This is a genomic window from Streptomyces coelicoflavus (assembly GCF_003112555.1).
In the GTDB taxonomy this organism is placed as follows: Bacteria; Actinomycetota; Actinomycetes; order Streptomycetales; family Streptomycetaceae; genus Streptomyces; species Streptomyces coelicoflavus.
Window position 1 is genome coordinate 334488 of sequence record NZ_BEWB01000002.1, and the last position, 21333, is coordinate 355820.

General features: G+C 72.8%; 21 protein-coding genes. 8 read left to right on the forward strand and 13 right to left on the reverse strand.

Annotated elements, in window-relative coordinates:
- The 5 genes from Sco07f_RS01755 to Sco07f_RS01775 all read right to left on the reverse strand — a co-directional run bounded on the left by Sco07f_RS01755 (position 1) and on the right by Sco07f_RS01775 (position 5867).
- Positions 1–912, reverse strand: a complete 912-nt coding sequence (locus Sco07f_RS01755; protein ID WP_108986739.1) for a carbohydrate ABC transporter permease — start codon at positions 910–912, stop codon at positions 1–3.
- The gene (locus Sco07f_RS01760; protein WP_007388739.1) at positions 909–1853 is read right to left on the reverse strand and encodes a carbohydrate ABC transporter permease; all 945 of its coding nucleotides are present in this window, start codon (positions 1851–1853) and stop codon (positions 909–911) included. Before Sco07f_RS01760 ends, Sco07f_RS01755 begins: the two co-directional genes overlap by 4 nt.
- Before the next feature lie 6 nt (positions 1854–1859).
- A complete protein-coding gene (locus tag Sco07f_RS01765; RefSeq protein WP_054100478.1) occupies positions 1860–3197 on the reverse strand; it encodes an ABC transporter substrate-binding protein in 1338 nt (445 codons plus the stop codon).
- Positions 3198–3303: 106 nt separating this feature from the next.
- Complete coding sequence (locus Sco07f_RS01770; protein ID WP_108986740.1) at positions 3304–4521, reverse strand: ROK family transcriptional regulator; 1218 nt, start codon at positions 4519–4521, stop codon at positions 3304–3306.
- Positions 4522–4772: 251 nt separating this feature from the next.
- On the reverse strand, positions 4773–5867 hold the full coding sequence (locus tag Sco07f_RS01775; RefSeq protein ID WP_054100703.1) for a mechanosensitive ion channel family protein: 1095 nt from the start codon (positions 5865–5867) through the stop codon (positions 4773–4775).
- A 316-nt stretch (positions 5868–6183) separates the two neighbouring features.
- Between Sco07f_RS01775 and Sco07f_RS01780 the strand changes: the two genes are divergently transcribed.
- On the forward strand, positions 6184–6720 hold the full coding sequence (locus Sco07f_RS01780) for an HNH endonuclease (protein WP_007388731.1): 537 nt from the start codon (positions 6184–6186) through the stop codon (positions 6718–6720).
- Between the two features lie 25 nt (positions 6721–6745).
- Here the strand turns inward: Sco07f_RS01780 and Sco07f_RS01785 are convergent, their stop codons facing one another.
- The 3 genes from Sco07f_RS01785 to Sco07f_RS01795 all read right to left on the reverse strand — a co-directional run bounded on the left by Sco07f_RS01785 (position 6746) and on the right by Sco07f_RS01795 (position 8685).
- Positions 6746–7330, reverse strand: a complete 585-nt coding sequence (locus Sco07f_RS01785) for a Uma2 family endonuclease (RefSeq protein WP_108986741.1) — start codon at positions 7328–7330, stop codon at positions 6746–6748.
- 57 nt (positions 7331–7387) lie between these two features.
- On the reverse strand, positions 7388–8053 hold the full coding sequence (locus Sco07f_RS01790) for a class I SAM-dependent methyltransferase (RefSeq protein WP_108986742.1): 666 nt from the start codon (positions 8051–8053) through the stop codon (positions 7388–7390).
- A 197-nt stretch (positions 8054–8250) separates the two neighbouring features.
- A complete protein-coding gene (locus Sco07f_RS01795; protein WP_007388733.1) occupies positions 8251–8685 on the reverse strand; it encodes an Rrf2 family transcriptional regulator in 435 nt (144 codons plus the stop codon).
- A gap of 127 nt (positions 8686–8812) precedes the next feature.
- Here Sco07f_RS01795 and Sco07f_RS01800 point away from each other — a divergent pair, with 127 nt between their 5' ends.
- Complete coding sequence (locus Sco07f_RS01800; protein WP_087790938.1) at positions 8813–9550, forward strand: SDR family NAD(P)-dependent oxidoreductase; 738 nt, start codon at positions 8813–8815, stop codon at positions 9548–9550.
- Positions 9551–9601: 51 nt separating this feature from the next.
- Here Sco07f_RS01800 and Sco07f_RS01805 read toward each other — a convergent pair whose 3' ends face one another.
- The 3 genes from Sco07f_RS01805 to Sco07f_RS01815 are packed head-to-tail and all read right to left on the reverse strand — an operon-like array spanning position 9602 to position 12209.
- A complete protein-coding gene (locus Sco07f_RS01805; RefSeq protein ID WP_108986743.1) occupies positions 9602–10963 on the reverse strand; it encodes an FtsX-like permease family protein in 1362 nt (453 codons plus the stop codon).
- A complete protein-coding gene (locus tag Sco07f_RS01810; protein WP_054100482.1) occupies positions 10960–11679 on the reverse strand; it encodes an ABC transporter ATP-binding protein in 720 nt (239 codons plus the stop codon). The genes Sco07f_RS01805 and Sco07f_RS01810 overlap by 4 nt, the downstream gene beginning before the upstream one ends.
- A complete protein-coding gene (locus Sco07f_RS01815) occupies positions 11676–12209 on the reverse strand; it encodes a PadR family transcriptional regulator (RefSeq protein ID WP_054100483.1) in 534 nt (177 codons plus the stop codon). The genes Sco07f_RS01810 and Sco07f_RS01815 overlap by 4 nt, the downstream gene beginning before the upstream one ends.
- Before the next feature lie 315 nt (positions 12210–12524).
- On the opposite strand from Sco07f_RS01815, the gene Sco07f_RS01820 reads away from it, so the two are divergent.
- The 3 genes from Sco07f_RS01820 to Sco07f_RS01830 all read left to right on the forward strand — a co-directional run bounded on the left by Sco07f_RS01820 (position 12525) and on the right by Sco07f_RS01830 (position 15329).
- Positions 12525–12836, forward strand: a complete 312-nt coding sequence (locus tag Sco07f_RS01820) for a hypothetical protein (protein WP_054100484.1) — start codon at positions 12525–12527, stop codon at positions 12834–12836.
- A 9-nt stretch (positions 12837–12845) separates the two neighbouring features.
- Entirely contained in the window at positions 12846–14957 is a 2112-nt protein-coding gene (gene malQ / locus Sco07f_RS01825) for a 4-alpha-glucanotransferase (RefSeq protein WP_108986744.1), read from the forward strand.
- Positions 14958–15041: 84 nt separating this feature from the next.
- Positions 15042–15329, forward strand: a complete 288-nt coding sequence (locus Sco07f_RS01830; protein ID WP_007449543.1) for a hypothetical protein — start codon at positions 15042–15044, stop codon at positions 15327–15329.
- Between the two features lie 130 nt (positions 15330–15459).
- Here Sco07f_RS01830 and Sco07f_RS01835 read toward each other — a convergent pair whose 3' ends face one another.
- Positions 15460–15969 (reverse strand): MarR family winged helix-turn-helix transcriptional regulator, encoded by a 510-nt coding sequence (locus Sco07f_RS01835; RefSeq protein WP_042826120.1) that lies wholly within the window; start codon positions 15967–15969, stop codon positions 15460–15462.
- Between the two features lie 197 nt (positions 15970–16166).
- Between Sco07f_RS01835 and Sco07f_RS01840 the strand changes: the two genes are divergently transcribed.
- Positions 16167–17105, forward strand: a complete 939-nt coding sequence (locus tag Sco07f_RS01840; RefSeq protein WP_007449542.1) for a DMT family transporter — start codon at positions 16167–16169, stop codon at positions 17103–17105.
- Positions 17106–17134: 29 nt separating this feature from the next.
- Positions 17135–18040 (forward strand): LysR family transcriptional regulator, encoded by a 906-nt coding sequence (locus Sco07f_RS01845; protein WP_108986745.1) that lies wholly within the window; start codon positions 17135–17137, stop codon positions 18038–18040.
- 124 nt (positions 18041–18164) lie between these two features.
- On the opposite strand, the gene pepN is transcribed toward Sco07f_RS01845, so the two are convergent.
- On the reverse strand, positions 18165–20738 hold the full coding sequence (gene pepN, locus Sco07f_RS01850; protein ID WP_108986746.1) for an aminopeptidase N: 2574 nt from the start codon (positions 20736–20738) through the stop codon (positions 18165–18167).
- Between the two features lie 113 nt (positions 20739–20851).
- On the opposite strand from pepN, the gene Sco07f_RS01855 reads away from it, so the two are divergent.
- Positions 20852–21328, forward strand: coding sequence for a DUF1203 domain-containing protein (locus tag Sco07f_RS01855; RefSeq protein ID WP_042826190.1), 477 nt, complete (start codon positions 20852–20854; stop codon positions 21326–21328).
- Positions 21329–21333: the final 5 nt, after the last annotated feature.

A 21333-nucleotide genomic window follows, 5' to 3' on the forward strand; every position in this document is an offset into this window, starting at 1 on the left:
TCAACCCTTTACTCCGGTGAGCGTGACACCCTCGACGAACGCCTTCTGCGCGAAGAAGAACACGAGGATCACGGGGGCCATGACCAGCACGGTCGCGGCCATGGTGAGGTTCCAGTCGGTGTGGTGGGCGCCCTTGAAGGACTCCAGGCCGTAGGAGAGCGTCCAGGCGCCGGTGTTCTCGGAGGCGTAGATCTGGGGGCCGAAGTAGTCGTTCCAGGCGTAGAAGAACTGGAAGAGGGCCACGGCCGCGATGCCCGGCTTCGCCATCGGCAGGACGACCCTCAGCAGGGTGCGCAGCTCCCCGCAGCCGTCGACCTTCGCCGCGTCCAGGTACTCGTCCGGGATGGTCAGCAGGAACTGGCGCAGCAGGAAGATGGAGAAGGCGTCGCCGAAGGCCATCGGGATGATCAGCGGCCACAGCGTGCCGGACAGGTCCAGCTGCTTGGCCCAGAACAGGTACATCGGGATGATGATCACCTGCGGGGGCAGCATCATCATCGAGATCACCAGCATCAGGGACAGGTGCCGCCCCCGGAAGCGGAACTTGGCCAGCGCGTACGCCACCGGGATCGACGACGCCACCGTCAGCACGGTGCCGAGGCCCGCGTACAGCAGCGTGTTCTTCCACCAGGTGAGGAAGCCGGGCGTGTCCAGGACGGTCCGGTAGTTGCCCCACTCCCAGGTGTGCGGCCACAGGTCGCGGGTGAGGGCCTGCTGGTCGCTCATCAGCGAGGTGAGGACCACGAAGACGAACGGCAGGGTGAAGAAGAGGGCGGCGGCCACGCCCAGGGAGTGGACCGCGATCCAGTGCAGCAGGACGCGCCGGCGGGCGGTGCGCTCCTCGGTGGGCTGCGGCGAGCTGCCGGCCGCGACGGGCCGGGCCGGCACCTCGGCCGTCGATACCTGGGTCATCGGTCACCTGCCTGGAGAAGTCCGCCCCGGCGGCGCATCAGCAGCGCCGTGAACGCCATGGCCAGGGCGAACAGCACGAGCGCGACCACACAGGCGGAGCCGTAGTCGAAGCGCTGGAAGCCGAGGTTGTAGACGAGCTGGGGGAGGGTGAGGGTCGACTTGTCGGGATAGCCCGGCTCGAAGGACTGCCCGGAGCCGCCGATGATCCCGGAGGCGACCTTCCCGGCGACCAGCGGCTGCGTGTAGTACTGCATGGTCTGGATCACGCCCGTGACCACGGCGAACAGCACGATCGGCGAGATGTTCGGCAGCGTCACGAACCGGAACCGCTGCCAGGCCGACGCCCCGTCCAGCTCGGCCGCCTCGTACTGCTCCTTCGGCACGTCGAGCAGCGCCGCCATGAAGATCACCATCAGGTCGCCCACGCCCCACACCGCCAGCGCGGTGAGCGCCGGCTTGGACCAGGCGGAATCCGTGAACCAGCCGGGCGCCGGTACGCCCAGTCCCTCCAGGACCGAGTTGACCGGCCCCGTACCGGGGTTGAGGAGGAAGACGAAGGCGAGGGTCGCGGCGACGGGCGGGGCGAGGTAGGGCAGGTAGAAGAGGGTGCGGAAGATCCCGGCCCCCGTCTTGATCTTCGTGATGAGCAGCCCGACCCCGAGCCCGAACACCACCCGGCAGGTCACCATCACCAGGACCAGCCAGAGGGTGTTGCGCAGGGCGGGCCAGAACAGCGGGTAGTCCTGGAAGACGTACGCCCAGTTCTCCAGGCCCCGGAACTCCGGGACGCCGAAGCCGTCGTACTTCATCAGCGAGAAGTACACGGTGGACACCAGGGGATAGGCGAAGAAGACGCCGAACCCGACGAGCCACGGCGACATGAAGGCCGCCGTCCGAAGCGCCGAGGAACGGCGCTTCGCGCGGAGCGTGTTGGTGGCCATGGACCGCTACTTCGCCTGCGCGATGTCGCGGTCGATCTGCGCGGCGGTCTTCTCCAGACCGGCCTTGAGGTCCTTCACCTTGCCCGACTCGTACTGGTAGCCGAAGTCCTGGAGGGTCAGCTGGTACGTGGCGCCGTTGACGGAGGCCGGCGGGGAGTTCGACTCGGGGTGCTGGGCGATGTCCAGGAAGGTCCTGAACGCCGGGTCGGTCTTCAGGTCGGGCGACTTGAGGGCCGGGAAGGTGGAGGGCACGTTGCGGATGGCGTTGGCGAAGGAGACGACGGCCCCGGTGTCGGTCGTCATGTACTTCACCAGCTCCCACGCGGCGTTCTGCTTCTTGCTCTGCGGGGCGATGCCCATGACGGTGCCGGACAGGAAGCCCTTGCCGTACTCGTCCACCTCGTCGTCGGCGACGGGCATCGGCGCGGTGCCGATCTCGAAGTCGACCCCGGCGTCCTTCGCCATGCCGAGCCGCCACTCGCCGTCCAGCTGCATGGCGACCTGGCCGGTGTGGAAGGGGTGCTTGGCGCCCCACTCGTCGCCGAAGGTGTTGCGGTACTTCTCCAGCTTGTCGAAGCCGCCGAGGTCGTCGACGAGCTTCTTCTGGTACGTGAACATCTCGGCGAACGCCGGGTCCTTCGCGACGCTGGACTTGCCGTCCTCGTCGAAGTAGGCGTGGTCCCACTGGGACATGTAGTGGTCGACGACCGTCTCGTAGCCGTGGTAGTTCGGCATGAAGCCGAGCTGCTCGTACGAGTCGCCCTTGGTCTTCGTCAGCTTCTTCGCCACCTGGGCGAACTCGGACCAGGTCTTCGGCGGCGCCTTGATCCCGGCCGCCTCGAAGGCGTCCTTGTTGTAGTAGAGGCCGTAGGCGTCGCCGAGCAGCGGCAGGGCGCAGCGCGTCCCCTCGAACTGCGTGTACTCCAGCATCGGCTTCGGGATGAGGGCGTCCAGGTCGAGCTTCGACTTCTCGACGAACGGCTTCAGGTCGAGGAAGGCGCCCGAGGAGCAGAACTTGCCGATGTTGGAGGTGGTGAACGAGGACACCACGTCGGGGCCGCTCGAACCGCCCGCGCGCAGGGCCTGGTTGAGCTTGTCGTCGTTGATGTTGCCGACGACCTTCACCTTGATGTTGGGGTGCGCCTTCTCGAAGCGGTCCACGTTGGCCTGGACCGCCTTCACCTCGGCGGGGGCGCTCCAGCCGTGCCAGAAGGTGATGGTCGTCTCGGCGTTCGGGTCGTCGGAGGCGCCGGATTCCGACTGGCCGGTGCAGGCGGTGGCGAGCAGGGCGAGGGAGGCGGAGGCAGCGACCGCGAGGGCCGCTTTCCTGGATATTCCGGGCATGGCGAAGCTCCCAGGGGCAGGACGGGGACAGGTGGGTGGGGCGAGTGGATGAGTGGGTGAGGCGAGTGGGGCGATGCGGGGTGGGGCGAGTCGGGTGGCGCGGGGGTCAGCGCGAGGTGTCGAAGACCTCGTCGCGGGTGGTCGCGAGCGCGCTCTCCAGCGCGCCGCGCAGGACGGGGTGCTCGGTCACGTCACCGACGGCGAGCCGGGGCCGGGAGGCGGCCAGTTCCTCCAGCTCGTCCCGGACCAGGTCGCGCAGCGCCTCGCCGCCCGCGGTGAGCGAGGTGCCGCTGAGGACCACCAGCTCGGGGTCCAGGACCGAGACGAGGGAGGCGAGACCGGTGGCCAGGCGGGTGGCGTAGGTCTGGAGCAGCCGGCGGTGCGGGTCGTCGTCGTCCTCGGCCCGCGCGGCGCGGGCCACCAGGGCGGCGGCGACCTCGGTGTACGGCCCCGAGGGCACGTCGGTGACCCCCAGCTCCCGGGCCAGTCCCGCCAGGGCCTGGGAACCGGCCAGTTCCTGGAAGCCGCCGCTGCCGGTACGGCTGACCTTGCGGACCAGCGGGGCGCCCGGCACCGGCAGGAAGCCGACCTCCCCGGCGCCGCCGGTCCAGCCGCGGTGCAGCCGGCCGCCGAGGACCAGGGCGGCGCCCAGGCCCTCCTGGTTCCACAGCAGCACGAAGTCCTCGTGGTCCCGGGCCGCACCGAGGCGCTGCTCGGCGACGGCGGCGAGGTTCACGTCGTTCTCGTACTCGACCGGCATCGGCAGCGCGGCGGCGAGTTCGTCGAGCAGCGTGGGGGAGTGCCAGCCGGGCAGGTGGGAGGCGTAGCGCAGCCGCCCGGTGCCCGGGTCGAAGGCGCCCGGCGTGCCGATGACGACGCGGTGGACGGCGCTGCGGTCAAGACCGGCCGCCTTCACGGCGCCGTCGAGGGCGTCGGTGACCTGCTGGACGACGGGGGTGGCGGGGCGCCGGCCCGGGGTGGGCAGCTCGTACCGGCCGACCGTGCGTCCGGTGACGTCGGCGACGGCGGCCAGGATGCGGTCCGGGCTGACGTCGAGCCCGGCGGCGTACGCGGCGGCCGGGTTGACCTCGTAGAGCTGGGCGCCGGGCCCCGGGCGCCCCTCGGTCGTGCCCCCGGCCAGGACCAGCCCGGCCGCCTCCAGCCGGGCCAGCAGCTGCGAGGCCGTCGGCTTCGACAGCCCGGTCAGCTTGCCGATCCGGGTCCGGGACAGCGGCCCGTGCTCCAGCAGGAGGTCGAGTGCGGCCCGGTCGTTCATGGCGCGCAGGACGCGCGGGGTGCCCGGCGTACCGGCGGTTCCTGCCATGCGTGTCCACACCTGCCTCTCGACCGCTCAGCTTTTCAGGGGGCGGTGGGGAAGTCCACCGCGCGTATCACGGGAAACGTCCTGACCGCAAGCCTGTGCGCGTCTGTTAGGAAAGTTTCCTGTTGGACGGAGAACGTAGGCCCGCCCGCAAGCAGCCGTCAAGGGACCGCCCCCGAGGCAACGCAGTCGTTACCTCGGGGGCGGGAGCGGGCGCGGGAGCGGAGCCGGGGGTGAGTGACCGGCTGCCCGGTCTACTTGCTGGTGCTGGGCGGCGGAATCGGGGACGCGGCGATGGACTGCGGCGACACGGTGCTCGCGTACGCCGACGGTGCCGCGACGCCCGCCGTCGGGTCGGCGGCCGGGGCGCCCTCCAGCGGGACGGTGGCGCCGCCGACGATAGCGATGCCGGCCGCGTCGAAGGCCCGCTTGATGCGCCAGCGCAACTCGCGCTCGACGGTGAGGGACTTGCCGGGCATGGTCTTCGCGGACACCCGCACCACCATCGAGTCCAGCAGCACGGAATCCAGCCCGAGGATCTCGATCGGCCCCCAGAGCATCTCGTTCCAGGGCTCTTCCTTGCTCATCCGCTCGCCCACCGCGGTGAGCGTCTCCTTCACCTTGTCCAGGTTCTCGTCGGAGCGGACGGTGACGTCGACGCCGGCCGTGGACCAGCCCTGGGAGAGGTTGCCGATGCGCTTGACCTCGCCGTTGCGGACGTACCAGATCTCGCCGTCGACGCCGCGCAGCTTGGTCACCCGCAGCCCGACCTCGATGACCTCGCCGGAGGCCACGCCCGCGTCGATGCTGTCGCCGACGCCGTACTGGTCCTCCAGGATCATGAAGACGCCGGACAGGAAGTCGGTGACCAGGTTGCGGGCGCCGAAGCCGATCGCGACACCGGCGACACCGGCGGAGGCCAGCAGCGGGGCCAGGTTGATCTGGAAGGTGCCGAGGACCATCAGGGCCGCGGTGCCGAGGATGAGGAAGCTGGCCACCGAGCGGAGCACCGACCCGATGGCCTCCGACCGCTGCCGGCGCCGCTCGGCGTTGACCAGCAGCCCGCTCAGCGCGGTACCGCCGGACGTTCCGGTCCGCCGGTTCATCCGTTCTATGAACTTGCTGATCGCCCGCCGCACGACGGCGCGCAGCACCACCGCGATCACCACGATCAGCAGCACCCGCAGCCCGATCGCGAGCCACGTCGACCAGTTCTCCTCGACCCAGCCCGCGGCGTTCGTCGCGCTCTCGTGGGCCTCCCGCAGCGAGGGCACGGTCGGGGCGGAAGGGGTCGGCGAGGGAGAGGGGGACGAACCGACGGCCGACAGGACGGCGGCGGACAGAGACACGGCGGAAACCTCCAGATGCGGCGGCCCGTCCAGCGCGGTCCGGTCCGAGGTCCGGTCCAAGGTCACGGAAAGGTCACCGGACGGGCAGATGCACCACACTAACGGGGCACCGGACGCGGTTCGGCCCGAAACGGGCGGGCGGGACGCCGCTCACCCGCGCCCGGACTGGTCACGCCCGCGGCCACGGATCCCGTGTGGTCGAAAACACTCCCAGCCCGTTACCGGGACATGGTGGCGCTACGACCAGCCATGAGGGGAGACTGAACCAGATCGTCCCGGCGCGAGCCACGCGCCGCCGACGCCCAAGGAGGCACCCGTGCCGCATGTCCTGGTCCTCAACGCGTCGTACGAGCCACTCGGCGTCGTACCGCTCCGCCGCGCGCTCGTCCTCGTCCTGGAGAACAAGGCCGTGTGCCTCGAGGAGTCCGGCGCCTTTCTGCACAGCACGACCGTCACCGTGCCCGCACCCAGCGTGGTACGGCTCAAGCGCTTCGTGCGGGTGCCCTACCGGGGGCCCGTCCCGCTCACCCGTCGCGCCCTGTTCGCCCGCGACGGAGGCCGCTGCATGTACTGCGGCGCCGTCGCCACCAGCGTCGACCACGTCATCCCGCGCAGCCGCGGGGGTCTGCACGCCTGGGACAACGTGGTGGCGTCCTGCCGCCGCTGCAACCACGTCAAGGCCGACCGCCACCTGGTCGAGCTGGGCTGGCGCCTGCGCCACAAACCGGCTCCGCCGACCGGACTGGCCTGGCGCATCATCGGCACCGGGCATCGGGACCCGCGCTGGCTGCCGTACTTGCAGCCGTACGGCGCGGAGGACGCCATGGCCCGGATCGACGGCATTTCCGCCTGACGTCCGGGCCTCTGTCTGCCCCGGGTCAGCGCACCCAGTTCTTCAGCGGCTCGGTGTCCAGCGTGATCCCGACCGGCTCGGGCAGCGCGACCTCCTTGCCGAAGGGCAGCGTCTGCACGGTCTCGTACCGCCCCCCGTCGGGGCGGCTGTGCACCTTGACCTCGCAGGTGTCCCGGTCGATCAGCAGGTACACCGGGATGTCCGTCCCGGCGTAGGCGCGGGGCTTGTCGACACGGTCGCGCCGGTCGGTGTCCGAGTCGTACGAAGTCACCTCCACGACCATGAGGACGGGGGCGGGGTCGGCCCACTCGCCCTGGCCGACGAAGGCCTCCGCCGGTGCGAGGGAGCCGCCCGGCCGGGCACGGCCGCCCCGGTACGCCTCGACGACCAGTCCCTGTGTCGGATCCAGCCACAGGTCGGGTCGGTGCTGCATGCAGATTCGCGTCAGCCATTGGATGACGCGTCCGTGGTCGCCGTCGGGCACGGCCTTCCCCCCAAGATGTCCGTTGATGAACTCGAGCCGCGCGCCTTCTATGCTCCGGTCGGCATGGCGGGCGAGTTCCTCGAACTCGGTAACGAGCATCTGCGGCCTGTCGGCGGTCACGGTCACAAGGCTCCTCCGGATCTGCGGGGGTCCACACCCTCAGCGTAGGGGAGATCCGGCCGGTCAGGGGCTGCGCCAGGTGAGGGAGTAGCGCCAGAAGAGACGCCGCCGCAGCCGGGCTCCGGGCAGAACCGCGCGTGCCGCTTCGACGATGCCGGAGAACGCCATGTCGGCCGGCCGGGTCCGGGCGGTCATCGAGGTGGGCGGGGCCGCGGCCCGGCCCCTGTTCTTGAGCCACCCGAGGGCGGCGTTCGGGAGGACGGCGGCCGCGCCGAGCAGGTGGTCCGTGGCGGTCCGCGGCCGGTAGAGGCCGACGACGACCAGGGTGCCGCCGGGAGCGAGGCGGCTGCGGAAGGTGTCCAGGGCCTCGGTGAACGGCAGGTGGTGGAGGGTGGCGACGCAGGTGATGACGTCGTGGGGTCCGGCGGGGAGGTCCGTCAGGGCGTCGGCGACGGCGAAGGAGGCCGCCGTCGGCTCGGGAGTCAGCGCGCGTGCCTGTGCGGTGATCGCCGGATCCGAATCGACGCCGCGGACCTCGTCGGCCCGGGTGGCGAGCAGGCGGGCCAGGTCACCGGTGCCGGAACCGACGTCCAGCGCGCTGCCGAACCGGCGAGGGAGCTGCCGCAGGATCCAGCGGTGGTAGTGGGCGTTGTGGTCCCAGGGGTGAGCGGCGTGGAACCGGTCGAGCGCCTGAACGAGGCGGTGCGGGGTCAAGCCGGCCAACGTCATGCTGTCCTCCGACGGCGAGGTGCTCTTGGTGCAGCAGGATGCTCGAACCCGGCGAAGGTATCCTGCACGGCCTCGGAACAGGAGCGGGCGCCGACCGCACGCCGGCCCCGCCGGGCACCCTTTCTGCCTTCTTCGCGCAGCCTGAGAGCGCACGGCCGCTGTCGCCGCGCGTGCCGAGCCCGGGCGTGACGGGAAGGCTAGCGAGGTGTCGCGAGTACGTTCCGGAGTACGTCTTCGAGCGTGACGCGGGCCAGTTCGTGCCGCACGGTCTCCTCGATGCCCTCGTAGATGTCCTGCATCGCCGGCTGGATGCCGTGACCCACCACGCATCCCTGGTCCGGGGTGGTGCGGTGCATCGCGAACAGGGGGCCGGGTTCCACTGCCTCGTACACGTCGAGCAGGGTCATCGACCCCAGCTCGCGCGCCAGCGACCAGCCCGCGCCCACACCCCGTCGGGACTCCACGAGCCCGGACCTGCGCAGCTCGCCCAGCAGCCGCCTGATCACCACGGGGTTGGTGTTCGCGCTGGCCGCGATCTGCTCGGAGGTGGCGACCTCGTGGCCCTGGCGCTGGTAGAGACCGATCCAGGCCAGCGCGTGGGCGGCGATGGTCAGCCTGCTGTTGGCGCTCATGAGTCCCTCCTCCCGGACGCAACGCTTCATGTTACGACAGCGCAGTCGTAACAACGGAGGTTGCGACAAATTGTCGTAACAATTAGTGTTGCGACTATCTGAAGGGTCGATCAACGAGGTGGGACGAATGGGCAAGTCACTGACGGGCAAGATCGCCGTGGTCACCGGGGGCAGCACCGGCATCGGGTTCGCGACCGCACGCGCGTTCCGCGACGAGGGTGCCGAGGTCTTCATCACCGGTCGCCGCAAGGACGCGCTCGAGGCCGCGACCGCCGAGCTCGGACCTGCCGTGACCGGCGTGGTCTGTGATGTCTCCGTGCCCGCGGACCTCGACGCGTTCTACGGCACGGTGCGCGACCGGGCCGGCCGCATCGACGTGCTGGTCGCCAACGCAGGCATCGGCACCGTGGCTCCGTTCGGGGAGGTGACGGAGGAGCTGATCGACTCGATGTTCGCCGTCAACGTCAAGGGAACGATCTTCACCCTGCAGCAGGCGCTGCCGCTGCTCAGCTCCAACGCTTCGGTGATCCTGACGGGTTCGACCGCCTCGACACGGCCCACCCAGGGACTCGAGGTCTACGGGGCGTCGAAGGCCGCCATCCGCAACCTCGCCCGTGGCTGGGCCCTCAGCTCGCGCACGCACGGCTTCCGGGTCAACGTCGTGTCCCCGGGCGCGACGCGCACCCCTGGTCTGCTGGAGCTGCTCCCGCCCGAGGCTCTCCAGCAGGCCGAAGGCGAGGTCCCGCTCGGCCGGCTCGCCGAACCCGAAGAGATCGCCGCCCTGACGACGTTCCTCGCCTCGGACGCGTCGAGTTACGTCAATGGTGCCGAGTTCTTCGCCGACGGTGGCTACGCGCAGGTGTGACACCCGTCAGCCGCGTTCGGTCACGGCGGCCGGACTCGTATCGCGGCGCCGTCACACGTACCGCAGTTCCCCCGGCCGCACCGAGCGGCCCAGCAGGGGCAGTGCCGTCGCCGCGGCGAGCAGGCAGGACGCGTACACCGCCGGGGCGACCAGGAGGGCCGTCCACGGGAGGGAGCCGTCGCCGGTGAGCGAGGAGTACCAGATGCCGATCGCCAGGCCCCCGGCGCCGGCCAGCAGCAGGGCGGGCGCCAGGGGCAGGGCGGTCTCCAGGAGGAGGGCGCGGTTCAGGACCGTGCGGGGGACCCCGGCGGCGACCTGGGCGGCCAGGGTCCGGCGGCGGGTGGTCAGGGACTCGGCGGTGCCCACGGCGAGGCCGGACAGGGCGATCGCCAGGGCGACGAGGACGGCCGCGCCGGTCAGGTCAAGGCCGGTCGTGTAGTACGCCAGGTCGGCGGCGCGGTACTCCGGATCCGTGGCGCGCAGGTCGGTGAGCATGGCGTGCCGGACGCAGAGGAAGGCCGTGCCGGCGACCGTCACCAGCAGGACCGCGGCATGGGTCCGGGCCGGGGCCCACGGGTCGTCGCGCAGCCGTTCCGCCGCGAGGAGCGGCGCCGCGGTGCGGGCCCGCACGGCGAGCAGGCCGCCCGTGAACCGGGCCGTGGCACCGGCCAGCCACACCACACCCGCGCCCAGCGCGATCACGAGGCTGAAGACGGTCAACGGGGTGCTCCAGTCGAGGCGGTTGCCCGCGACATGCCTCTCGTTCAGGGCGAGCGGTGCCACTGCCACCAGCACCGCCAGTCCGCTCAGGAACAGCAGCCCCGGTCCACGGCCCGTCCGCTGGGCCACCCGGCGCACCCGGCCCAGCGGCGAGGCCACCACCCGGCGCAGTGCCACCGCACCCGCCACCGCGCCCAGCGCCGGGACGCCGACCGCGACCAGTACGAAGCCCAGCCAGGTCACGGCGGTCGGACCACTCCACAGCCGCAGCACGAACAGGACGGAGAAGACCGTCGCCACCGCCGAGCCCAGCAGACATGCCAGCCCGGTCTCCAGCGCGGCGATCCGGCGCACCTGCCCCGGGGCCGCTCCGGCCAGCCGCAGCCCGGCCAGCCGCCGGTCGCGGTGCACGGCACCGATCCGGGCGCACTGGCCGAGGAAGGCCAGCACCGGCACCAGCAGCAGGAGCAGGCCGCTGATGACCCCGCCCCGAGTGCCGGAACCGGTCAGCAGGCCGTGGAAGTGGGAGACGGAGTAACCGGCCGGGACCGACGCGAGCGTGACCGCCGCCAGGGCGAAGCCCGTCGCCGCCGCCGCGCCCGCCGCCGTCAGCGCGATCCGCCACCACTCCTTGCGGTCCGAGCCGTGTACGAGCTGCCGGGCCAGTCGGAGGTCGGAGGTCAGCGTGCTCACGCCGTCACCTCCAGCGGGGACACGGCGCCGTCCCGCAGCCGGACCTCGCGGTCCGCGTACGCGGCCACCTGGGCGTCGTGCGTGACCAGCAGCACCGCGGTGCCCGACTCCCGGGCCGTGTGCGCCAGCGCGGTCATCACCTCCTCGGTCGCCAGTGAGTCCAGCGCGCCGGTCGGCTCGTCCGCGAACACCGCCTTCGGCCCGGTGACCAGCGCGCGGGCCAGCGCCGCCCGCTGCGCCTGCCCGCCGCTCATCTCGCCCGGCCGCAGCTCCTCCTGCCCGCGCACCCCGAACCGCTCCAGCCACTCCCCGGCCCGCGCCCGGGCCTCGGTGCGGGCGGTGCCAGCCAGCAGCAGGGGCAGCGCCACGTTGTCCACCGCCGTCAGCTCCGGGATCAGCTGTCCGAATTGGAAGACCACGCCGAAGTCGGTGCGCCGCAGCTCGCTCAGCCGCTTCTCCGGCAGCTCCTCCAGCCGCAGGCCGGCGTACGTCACCGAACCGGCGTCCGGCCGGACGATCCCGGCCAGGCAGTGCAGCAGCGTCGACTTCCCGCTGCCGCTGGCGCCGGTGACGGCCAGGATCTCCCCGGCCCGCAGTTCGAGGGAGGCGCCGCGCAGGGCCTCGGTCCTGCCGTGCGCCTTCGCCAGTCCGCGGGCCGTGAGCAGCGGCGGCGCCGCGGTGCCGTGCGTGGCCGTGGCCGTCTCCCCGTGTGTCATGCGGTACGGACCTCCGTGGTCAGGGTGGTGAGCCGGGCCGCCGTGGTCGTCATCCAACGGAGGTCGGCGTCGAGGTGGTTGAGGGCGTAGTCGGCCGAGAGCACGGTCGTCAGGTCCGCGCCCGGGGCCGTCTTGAGTGCCGTGAGCTCCCGCATCCGGCCCATGTGCGCGGCACGCTGGGCCAGCAGATAGGCGCCCGCGTCGCCGCCGGTGAGGATCGAGACGACGACCTTGGCGAAGATCTCGTTCGTCACGAAGGGCGCGGGCGGTGCGACCTCTACCGCCCAGCGCTCCAGCTCGCGCGCTCCCTCGTCCGTGGCGCGGTACGCGGTCCGCTCCGGGCCGCCGTCCGACGCGGTGCCGTCGACCTCGGCGAGCCCGTCCCGGACCAGGCGCTGCAACGTCGTGTAGACCTGCCCGTACGCCAGCGGGCGGGCCTGGGGGAAGCGTTCGTCGTGCCGCCGCTTGAGGTCGTAGCCGTGGCTCGGCCCCGAAGCGAGCAGCCCCAGGAGGATGTGACGGGTGCTCATGAGGATCAGTATTCACTGAGTACATGTACTGAGTGAATAGCTGAAGGGGATCTGGCGGGGGGCGGCGTGCGTACGTGACCGGTTTGGGCGATCCGCGCTCGGGTTAGGTGATTTTTTGGCCGGTTCTGCGGTGATTCGGGAAGGGGAGGATGTGACCAGGGCCACGTTGGCGGTATTGGGGCGTCTGTCCTCGCCCGGACTGGGTAGGGGCTGCCGTAACTCGCCACAAGCGAGCTCGACACACCGCCCGACCCGGAGCCCGATGACGGGCCTGTTCCACCGTCCGACCCAGAGCCTGATCCAAAGGAGACCCCCGTGGCTGCACTGGCGCCCCTTCTGCTGCCGGCCCCTTCCAAACCCGTGGCGGAGCCGTCCACCCCCTGGGCGGAGCCCTCCGCCGCCTCCGAGACCCCGCACTACTGCGTCTTCGGTGCCACCGGCAGCTGCGCCGACACCCCGCTGACCAGCGAACCGCCGCTGCCCGACGCCGAACCCCTCACCAGCGAGTCGCCGTTCGCCGACGCCGTACCGCTGACCAGCGAGTCCTCGCCCGAACTCACGGCCGACGTGCCGGAGCAGGGCGGCCCCTCCTTCGCCGTCCCCGTCCCGGAACCCACGAGGCCGTAGAGGAAGCAGATGCCCGCAGCGCAGCCGGCCGAGCCCCCCACCGAGGACCTTCCCGAGGATCTGACCAGGCTCGCCGCCCTGCACGGCGTCGCCACCTCCTACCGTCCCTCCCCGGACCGCACCGTCCGGGCCTCGGCCACCGCCGTCACCCTCGCGCTGGCCGCCCTCGGCGTGGACACGGGCAGCCCCGGGGCCGTACGGGCCGCGCTCACCGCCCGCGAGACCGAGCTGCGCGAGCGGCTGCTGCCGCCCACCGTCGTCCGCTGGGACGGCGGGGGCACCCCGGCCGCGCTGGCCGCCCTGCCGCCGGGCACCCGGCTGCGCGTCGACACCGAGCAGGGCGAGCGCCACGACGGCGCCGACGGGGTGCCGAACGGGGTCCACCGGCTGACCGCCACCGCGCCCGACGGCCGGACCGCCGTGGCCCACCTGATCGTCGCGCCCGCCCGGCTGCCCGCCCCCGCCGCGCGCTCCCACGGGTTCCTCGTCCAGCTCTACTCCCTCCTCTCCCGCCGTTCCTGGGGCATGGGCGACCTCGGCGACCTGGGCGAACTCGCCGCCTGGGCCGGACGCGCCCTCGGCGCCGGATTCGTCCAGGTCAACCCGCTGCACGCGGCCGTGCCCGGCGCCCCCACCGACCCCTCCCCGTACCGGCCCTCCTCGCGCCGCTTCCCCGACCCCGTGCACCTGCGGATCGAGGACGTGCCCGAGTTCGCGTACGTCACCGACCACGAGCGCACCCGGGCCCTGCGGGAACGGGCCGGACGGCTGCGCGAGGGCGTACTGGAGAAGGACGCCCTCATCGACCGGGACGCCGTGTGGGAGCTGAAGCGCGAGGCTCTTGAGCTGCTCCACGAGGTTCCCCTCGGCCCCGGCCGCCGCGCCGCCTACTGCGACTACCTCGCCGAACAGGGCAGCGCCCTGGAGGACCACGCCACCTGGTGCGCGCTGGCCGAGGTCCACGGCTCCGACTGGCACCAGTGGCCCGAGGGCCTGCGCCACCCCCGCTCGGCCGCGACCGACCGCGCCCGCGTCGAGCTGATGGACCGCGTCGACTTCCACTCCCGGCTCACCTGGCTCACCGACACCCAGCTCACCGCCGCCCAGCGCACCGCCCGCGAGGCCGGCATGCCGGTCGGGATCGTCCACGACCTCGCCGTCGGCGTGCACCCCCGCGGCGCCGACTCCTGGGCGCAGCAGGAACACTTCGCCGCCGGCATGTCGGCGGGAGCGCCGCCGGACGCCTTCAACGCCCGCGGCCAGGACTGGGGGCTGCCGCCCTGGCGCCCCGACCGCCTGGCCGACTCCGGGTACGCGCCGTTCCGGGAGCTGCTGCGCGGCCTGTTCCGCTATGCCGGGGCGCTGCGCGTCGACCACGTCATGGGCCTGTTCCGGCTCTGGTGGGTGCCCGAGGGCCGCCCGCCCACCGAGGGCACCTACGTCCACTACGACGCGGAGGCCATGCTCGCCGTCCTCGTCCTCGAGGCGGGCCGGGCCGGTGCCGTCGTCATCGGCGAGGACCTGGGCACCGTGGAACCCGGCGTGCGCGAGGCGCTGCGCGAGCGCGGGGTGCTGGGCACCTCGGTGCTGTGGTTCGAACGGGACTGGACCGGCGACGGCAGCCCCCTGCCGCCCGAGCGGTGGCGCGCCGACTGCCTGGCCACCGCCACCACCCACGACCTGCCGTCCACCGCCGCCCGCCTCACCGGCGAACACGTCGAACTCCGCGACCGTCTCGGCCTGCTCACCCGCCCGCTGGAGGAGGAACGCGTCGGGGCCGCGACGGACACCGCGGAATGGCTGGACGTCCTGGCCCGGCTCGGGCTGCTGCACGGGACCGGCGGGGACACCGGCACCCCGGCCGAGGAGGCCGGGATCCAGGCCGTGCACCGCTTCCTGCTGCGCACCCCCGCCCGCATGGTCGGCATCTGGCTCCCGGACACCGTCGGCGACCGCCGCCCCCAGAACCTCCCCGGCACCTGGGACCAGTACCCGAACTGGCGCCTGCCCCTCGCCGACGCCGGGGGCCGCCCGGTGACCCTGGAGGACCTCGCCGCCTCGCCCCGCCTGCACGCGCTCGTCGACGTGGTGCGGGAACGCGGCGGCGACCGGGACGGTTGAACGGGGCGGGTCCGCCGGACGCCCACGGGCCCGTACGGGCACCCCGGGCGCGCGGGCGCCGGGAGCATTCGCTAACTTGGCACCGTGGACAAGAAGAACGCCCTGCGCGCCGGCGCCCTGGCAGCCGGTACGACGCTGATGATGCTGCTCATGTCGTCCCCCGCGCTCGCGCTGACGCGCGACGACGGCGACGACCCCGGCACCGGCCTGAGCGTCGTCGAGACGCTGGGCCTCTACGTCCTGGCCCCGATCGCGCTGTTCGCGATCATCGCGGGCCTGACCATGGTCCTGGACCGGTCGCACCCGGACCACCTGGTGAAGACCCCCGGCACGAAGGCCAAGGGCAAGGTCAAGGCCGGCGCGAAGGCCTGACCTCCCGCCCGGCCCCCCCACCCAGGCTCCCCCGAGGGCGCCGCCCCCGCCGCACGTACGCGCGTCAGCCGTACGCCGACGGGGACGGCGCCCTCGGGCGTTTCCGGCGCTGCCGAGGACGGGCCGGGGCCTACCTCTCGGTGCCGGCGAGGAGGTCCCGCAGCAGGCCGGCCAGGAGAGCGGCCCGTTCCGGGTCCAGGGAGGCCAGGGCCTCGGTCTGGGCGGCGAGGCCCGCGCCGACCGCCTCGTCGATCAGCTCCAGGCCCCGGTCGGTGAGCGTGACCTGGAGTCCCCGGCGGTCGTGCGGGTCGGGGGAGCGGCGCAGCAGGCCCGCACGCTCCAGCTTGTCGAGCCGGCCGGTCATGCCGCCGGTGGTGAGCATCAGCGTGGCCGAGAGCTGCCGGGGGGAGAGCGTGTACGGCTCGCCGGAGCGGCGCAGGGTGGCCAGGGCGTCGAACTCCCCGCGCGAGATGCCGAAGCGCGCGTACGCCTGCTCCATCCGGTCGCCCATCGCGCGCGCCAGCCGGAAGACCCGGCCGAACACCTCCATGCCGGCCGTGTCGAGGTCGGGCCGCACCGCCGCCCACTGGCCGATGATCACGTCGACGGGGTCCTCGGGGGCCTCGGGGTGTTCAGTCATGCGACGAGTATCGCCGCCGGCGGTCTGCTCCCCGCGCCGCTCGCCCTCCTCGTCGAGGCGCCCCGCGCGGGCGAACGGCCGCGTCGCCCGCACCTTTCAGTTCTGCTTCAAAGAACGGTCGCGAAGATTCGATGGACCTGACGGGTCCGGCCCTGCGACGGTAGGTCCGCCAGACCTCCGACCAGGAAAGGACCTTCGTGGCCACAGCCGCCCGCCGGACCACCGTCCGGAGCAGCTCCGGACGGACGACCGCCCCGGCGGCGCGGCCGACGGCGCCCGCCGCCCTCGGTCTCGCGCTCGCCGTGGTCGCCACCGTCGTCTGGTCCGGCAGCTTCGTCACCTCGCGGGCCCTCGGCGACAGCGTGCCGCCCGTCCAGCACGCGTTCTGGCGCTGGGTGGTGGCCCTCGCCGTCGTCGCCCCCTTCGGCGCCCGGCGGGCCTGGCGGCAGCGCGCGCTGATCCGGCGCCACCTCGGCTTCGTGGTCCTCGCCTCCCTGCTCGGCGTGACCGTCTACAACACCCTCGTCAACCAGGCCGGCGTCACCACCCCCGCCGCCAACATGGGCATGATCATGGCGGCGTCCCCGGTGCTCATGGCCCTGTACGAGCGGGCGGGCGGCGTCCGGCTCGGCGCCCGCCGGATCGCCGGGCTGGTCGTCGCCTGCGCCGGCGTCCTGCTGCTCGTCGGAGGCGACGGGGCGTCCTTCTCGGCCGGCGACCTGTGGATGATCGCCGCCGCCTGCTGCTTCGGGTCGTACAGCGCACTGCTGCGCCGCAGGCCCGAGGGGCTGGACGGGGCCGGGTTCCTGTTCACCACGTTCCTCGTCGGCACCGTCCTGCTGCTGCCCGCCCAAGGCGTCAGCCTCGCCGTCCAGGGCGGCTTCCGGCCGACGGCGGGCACCGTCTGGCCGCTGCTGTACGTCGGCGTCGCCTCCTCCGCCGTCGCCTTCTTCGCCTGGAACAAGGCGGTCTCCCTGATCGGCCCCTCCCGCGCCGGGGTCGTCTACTACCTCCAGCCGGTGTGCGTCGCCCTGCTGTCGTGGGCCCTGCTCGCCGAGCCGACCGGCTGGGCACAGGCGGGCTGCATGGCGCTGATCCTCGGCGGCGTCGTCCTCGGCGCGGGGGCCCGCCGGTAGGCCGCGGGGCGCGCCGGTAGGTTGCCGTCATGGCCGACTGGGACATCCGCAAGCTGCAGATCCTGCGGACGCTGCGGGAGAGGGGCACGGTGACCGCGACGGCCGAGGCGCTGCACATGACGCCGTCCGCCGTGTCCCAGCAGCTGACCAACCTTTCCAGGCAGCTCGGCGTGGAGCTGCTCCAGGCCCACGGCAGGAGGGTCCGGCTGACGGACGCGGCGCGGCTGGTGCTGGGGCACGCCGAGGCGGTGTTCGAGCAACTGGAGCGCGCCGACGCCGAGCTGGCGGCGCACATCCGGGGCGAGGCCGGCGAGGTGCGGGTCGGCGCCTTCTCCACCGCCGTGCCCGCCCTCGTCGTACCGGCCGTCACCGCCCTGCGCGCCACGCGCCCGGGGATCGCGGTGCGGGTGCGGGAGGCCGAGGCGCAGGAGGCGTACGAGCTGCTTGCCGCCGGGGAGGTGGACCTCGCGCTGTCGCTGGCCGCGCAGGCGCCGAGCGCCGTCGACCCGCGCTTCACCCGTGTCCCGCTGCTCGCCGACCCGCTGGACGTCGCCCTGCCCGGCGACCACCCGCTGGCCCGCGCGGAGCGGCTGCGGCTGGCCGACCTCGCCGCCGAACCGTGGATCTTCGGCGGCAGCGGCCCCTGGTCCGACATCACCCGCGGCGCCTGCGAGGCCGCCGGGTTCCGGCCGTACCAGGGGCACGCGGCGGCCGGCTGGCCGGCGATCCTCGCCATGGTCGAGGCGGGCATGGGCGTCGCCCTGGTGCCGCGCATGGCGGCCGTGCCCCGCGACGGGGTGGTGATGCGCGAACTGCACGTCGACCGCCCCGTCCGGCACGTCGTCGCGGCCATGCGCAAGGGCGCGGAGGACGCCCCCGCGGTCGCCACCGTCCTCACGGCCCTGCGGGCGGCGGCGGAGGGGCGCGCCGCCTGAAGCCCACGCGGCGGAGCCGCACGTCGGTACGGCCGGTCCCGCGCCCCTGCCCCCGAGCACGCGCAGAGGGGGCGCCCCGTGTGACACCGGGCGCCCCCTCGTCCGTAACGGACGGACCGACCGCCTACTCGGCCGCCGCCGCGTCCGCCGCCTGGGCCTTCAGCGCGCGCTCGACGCCGGAGCGGGACTCCGAGACCAGCCGGCGCAGGGCCGCGTTCGGCTCGGCGGAGGCCAGCCACGCGTCCGTGCGGTCCAGGGTCTCCTGGGAGACCTGCACCGCCGGGTACAGGCCGACCGCGATCTGCTGGGCCATCTCGTGCGAACGGGACCCCCAGACGTCCTTCAGCGCCTCGAAGTACCGCTCCGTGTACGCCGCCAGCAGTTCGCGCTGGTCGGTCTGGACGAAGCCGGCGATGACCGCCTCCTGCACGGCGTTCGGCAGCTTGTCGGACTCCACGACCGACTCCCAGGCCTCCGCCTTGGCCGCCTCGGTCGGGCGGGCCGCCCGCGCGGTGGCCGCGTGCCGCTCACCGGCGGCGGTCTTGTCCCGCTCGTACTCGGCCGCGATCTCCGACCCGCCGAACCGGCCCACGGCCGCGAGGCGCTGCACGAACGCCCAGCGCAGCTCGGTGTCGACGGCCAGGCCCTCGACGGTCTTCGTGCCGTCGAGCAGCGCGTCGAGGAGGTCCAGCTGCTCCGGGGTCCTGGCCGTCGCCGCGAACGCCCGCGCCCACGCCAGCTGGTGGTCGCTGCCCGCCTCGGCGGCCCGCAGGTGGGCCAGCGTGGCCTCGGTCCAGCGGGTCAGCAGCGCCTCGCGGGCGGTCGGGGCGGCGTACTGGTCGATGGCCAGCTTCACCTGGCGGTGCAGCGACTGCACGACACCGATGTCGGACTCCTTGCCGATGCCGGACAGCACCAGCGACAGGTAGTCCCGGGTCGGCAGCTCCGCGTCCCGGGTCATGTCCCACGCCGACGCCCAGCACAGGGCGCGGGGGAGGGACTCCGTGAAGTCGCCCAGGTGCTCGGTGACCACGGCCAGCGACTGCTCGTCGAGGCGGACCTTCGCGTACGACAGGTCGTCGTCGTTGAGCAGCAGCACCGCCGGGCGGGGCTTGCCGACCAGCTGCGGCACGGCCGTCAGCTCGCCGTCCACGTCCAGTTCGACGCGGTCGCCGCGCACCAGCTTGCCGGCGCCGTCGAGGTCGTAGGCGCCGATCGCGATGCGGTGGGGGCGCAGGGTGGGCTCGCCCTTGGCGCCGGCGGGCAGGGCCGGGGCCTCCTGGCGGATGGCGAAGGAGGTGATGACACCGTCGGCGTCGGTCTCGATCTCCGGGCGCAGCACGTTGATGCCGGCCGTCTCCAGCCACGCCTTCGACCAGGTCTTCAGGTCGCGGCCGGAGGTCTCCTCCAGCGCGCCCAGCAGGTCGGACAGGCGGGTGTTGCCGAACGCGTGCCGCTTGAAGTACGCCTGCACGCCCCGGAAGAACGCGTCCTCACCGACGTAGGCGACGAGCTGCTTGAGGACGCTGGCGCCCTTGGCGTACGTGATGCCGTCGAAGTTGACGAGCACGTCGTCCAGGTCGCTGATGTCCGCCATGATCGGGTGCGTGGACGGCAGCTGGTCCTGCCGGTACGCCCAGGTCTTCATCTGGTTGGCGAACGTCGTCCACGAGTGCGGCCACTTCGACCGCGGCGCGGCGGCCTGGCAGGCGGCCTCGGCGTAGGTGGCGAACGACTCGTTCAGCCACAGGTCGTTCCACCACTCCATGGTGACCAGGTCGCCGAACCACATGTGCGCCAGCTCGTGCAGGATCGTCGCCGCCCGCACCTCGTACGCGGCGTCCGTGACCTTCGAGCGGAACACGTACTGGTCGCGGATGGTCACCGCGCCCGCGTTCTCCATCGCGCCCGCGTTGAACTCCGGCACGAAGAGCTGGTCGTACTTCTTGAACGGGTACTGGTAGTCGAACTTCTCCTGGAACCAGTCGAAGCCCTGCCGGGTGACCTCGAAGATCGCGTCCGCGTCGAGGTGCTCGGCCAGCGAGGGACGGCAGTAGATGCCGAGCGGCACGGACTGGCCGTCCTTCTCGTACACGCTGTGCACCGAGTGGTACGGGCCGACGATCAGCGCCGTGATGTACGACGAGATGCGCGGGGTCGGCTCGAACTCCCAGACGTTGTCCTTCGGCTCGGGCGTCGGCGAGTTGGAGACGACCGTCCAGCCCTCGGGGGCCTTCACGGTGAACTGGAACGTCGCCTTCAGGTCCGGCTGCTCGAAGCTAGCGAAGACCCGGCGCGCGTCCGGCACCTCGAACTGCGTGTACAGGTACGCCTGGTCGTCCACCGGGTCGACGAACCGGTGCAGGCCCTCGCCGGTGTTGGTGTACGCGCAGTCGGCGACCACGCGCAGGATGTTGCGTCCCGGCAGCAGGCCCGGCAGGGCGATGCGGGAGTCCTGGAACACCTCGGCGGCGTCGAGGGCGTCGCCGTTCAGCGTCACCTCGTGGACCGTCGGCGCGACCAGGTCGATGAAGGACTCGCCGCCGCCCTCGGCGACGTCGAAGCGCACCGTGGTCACGGACCGGTAGGTGCCGCCCTCCTGCGCGCCGGTGAGGTCGAGATCGATCTCGTACGAGTCAACGGTCAGCAGCGTCGCCCGCTGCCGCGCCTCTTCGCGAGTCAGGTTTGTGCCAGGCACGCGGTCATCTCCTCGTTATGTGTGGGTTGCGCCATCCTTCCACGTGAACCGCGCCCAACGCGATGTCCGTTTCCCGCCGGTACCCGGGCCTCCCGCGCGCGAGCCTGGACCGCATGAACCGCTACACCGCACGTCCCGTCCCGCGGGCCGCCCTCGAGGAACTCCGCGCCGCCGACGACGCGGGCCGCGTCCCCGCACCCGTGACCGACGACGAGGGCGGCGCACCCCTGCGCTGCTGCCTGCGCCGCAGCCGCGCGGGGGAGCGCGTCGCCCTCGTCTCCTACGCCCCGCTGCGCCGCTGGGCGGCGGAAACGGGCGCCGACCCGGGCGCCTACGACGAGCAGGGGCCCGTCTTCATCCACGCCGAGGAGTGCGCCGGGCCGGACGGCGACGGCCTCGCCTTCACCAACGCGCACCGCACCGTCCGCCGCTATTCCGCCGACGGACGCATCCTGGGCGGACGCCTGGTCGGATCCGGCGACGACTTCGCGCCCGCCCTCCAGGAAGCGCTCGACGACCCGGCCGTGGCGTTCGTCCACGTCCGGGCCGTCGAGTACGGCTGCTTCCTCTACGAGGTCAGGCGGGGCTAGCCCCG

What these genes read in the sequence shown, in the direction of transcription:
- Sco07f_RS01755 (WP_108986739.1), bottom strand. Translation starts at nt 912, where the DNA reads ATGACCCAGGTATCGACGGCCGAGGTGCCGGCCCGGCCCGTCGCGGCC.
- Sco07f_RS01760 (WP_007388739.1), bottom strand. Translation starts at nt 1,853, where the DNA reads ATGGCCACCAACACGCTCCGCGCGAAGCGCCGTTCCTCGGCGCTTCGG.
- Sco07f_RS01765 (WP_054100478.1), bottom strand. Translation starts at nt 3,197, where the DNA reads ATGCCCGGAATATCCAGGAAAGCGGCCCTCGCGGTCGCTGCCTCCGCC.
- Sco07f_RS01770 (WP_108986740.1), bottom strand. Translation starts at nt 4,521, where the DNA reads ATGGCAGGAACCGCCGGTACGCCGGGCACCCCGCGCGTCCTGCGCGCC.
- Sco07f_RS01790 (WP_108986742.1), bottom strand. Translation starts at nt 8,053, where the DNA reads ATGACGTTGGCCGGCTTGACCCCGCACCGCCTCGTTCAGGCGCTCGAC.
- Sco07f_RS01795 (WP_007388733.1), bottom strand. Translation starts at nt 8,685, where the DNA reads ATGAGCGCCAACAGCAGGCTGACCATCGCCGCCCACGCGCTGGCCTGG.
- Sco07f_RS01800 (WP_087790938.1), top strand. Translation starts at nt 8,813, where the DNA reads ATGGGCAAGTCACTGACGGGCAAGATCGCCGTGGTCACCGGGGGCAGC.
- Sco07f_RS01810 (WP_054100482.1), bottom strand. Translation starts at nt 11,679, where the DNA reads ATGACACACGGGGAGACGGCCACGGCCACGCACGGCACCGCGGCGCCG.
- Sco07f_RS01815 (WP_054100483.1), bottom strand. Translation starts at nt 12,209, where the DNA reads ATGAGCACCCGTCACATCCTCCTGGGGCTGCTCGCTTCGGGGCCGAGC.
- malQ (WP_108986744.1), top strand. Translation starts at nt 12,846, where the DNA reads ATGCCCGCAGCGCAGCCGGCCGAGCCCCCCACCGAGGACCTTCCCGAG.
- Sco07f_RS01835 (WP_042826120.1), bottom strand. Translation starts at nt 15,969, where the DNA reads ATGACTGAACACCCCGAGGCCCCCGAGGACCCCGTCGACGTGATCATC.
- Sco07f_RS01845 (WP_108986745.1), top strand. Translation starts at nt 17,135, where the DNA reads ATGGCCGACTGGGACATCCGCAAGCTGCAGATCCTGCGGACGCTGCGG.
- Sco07f_RS01855 (WP_042826190.1), top strand. Translation starts at nt 20,852, where the DNA reads ATGAACCGCTACACCGCACGTCCCGTCCCGCGGGCCGCCCTCGAGGAA.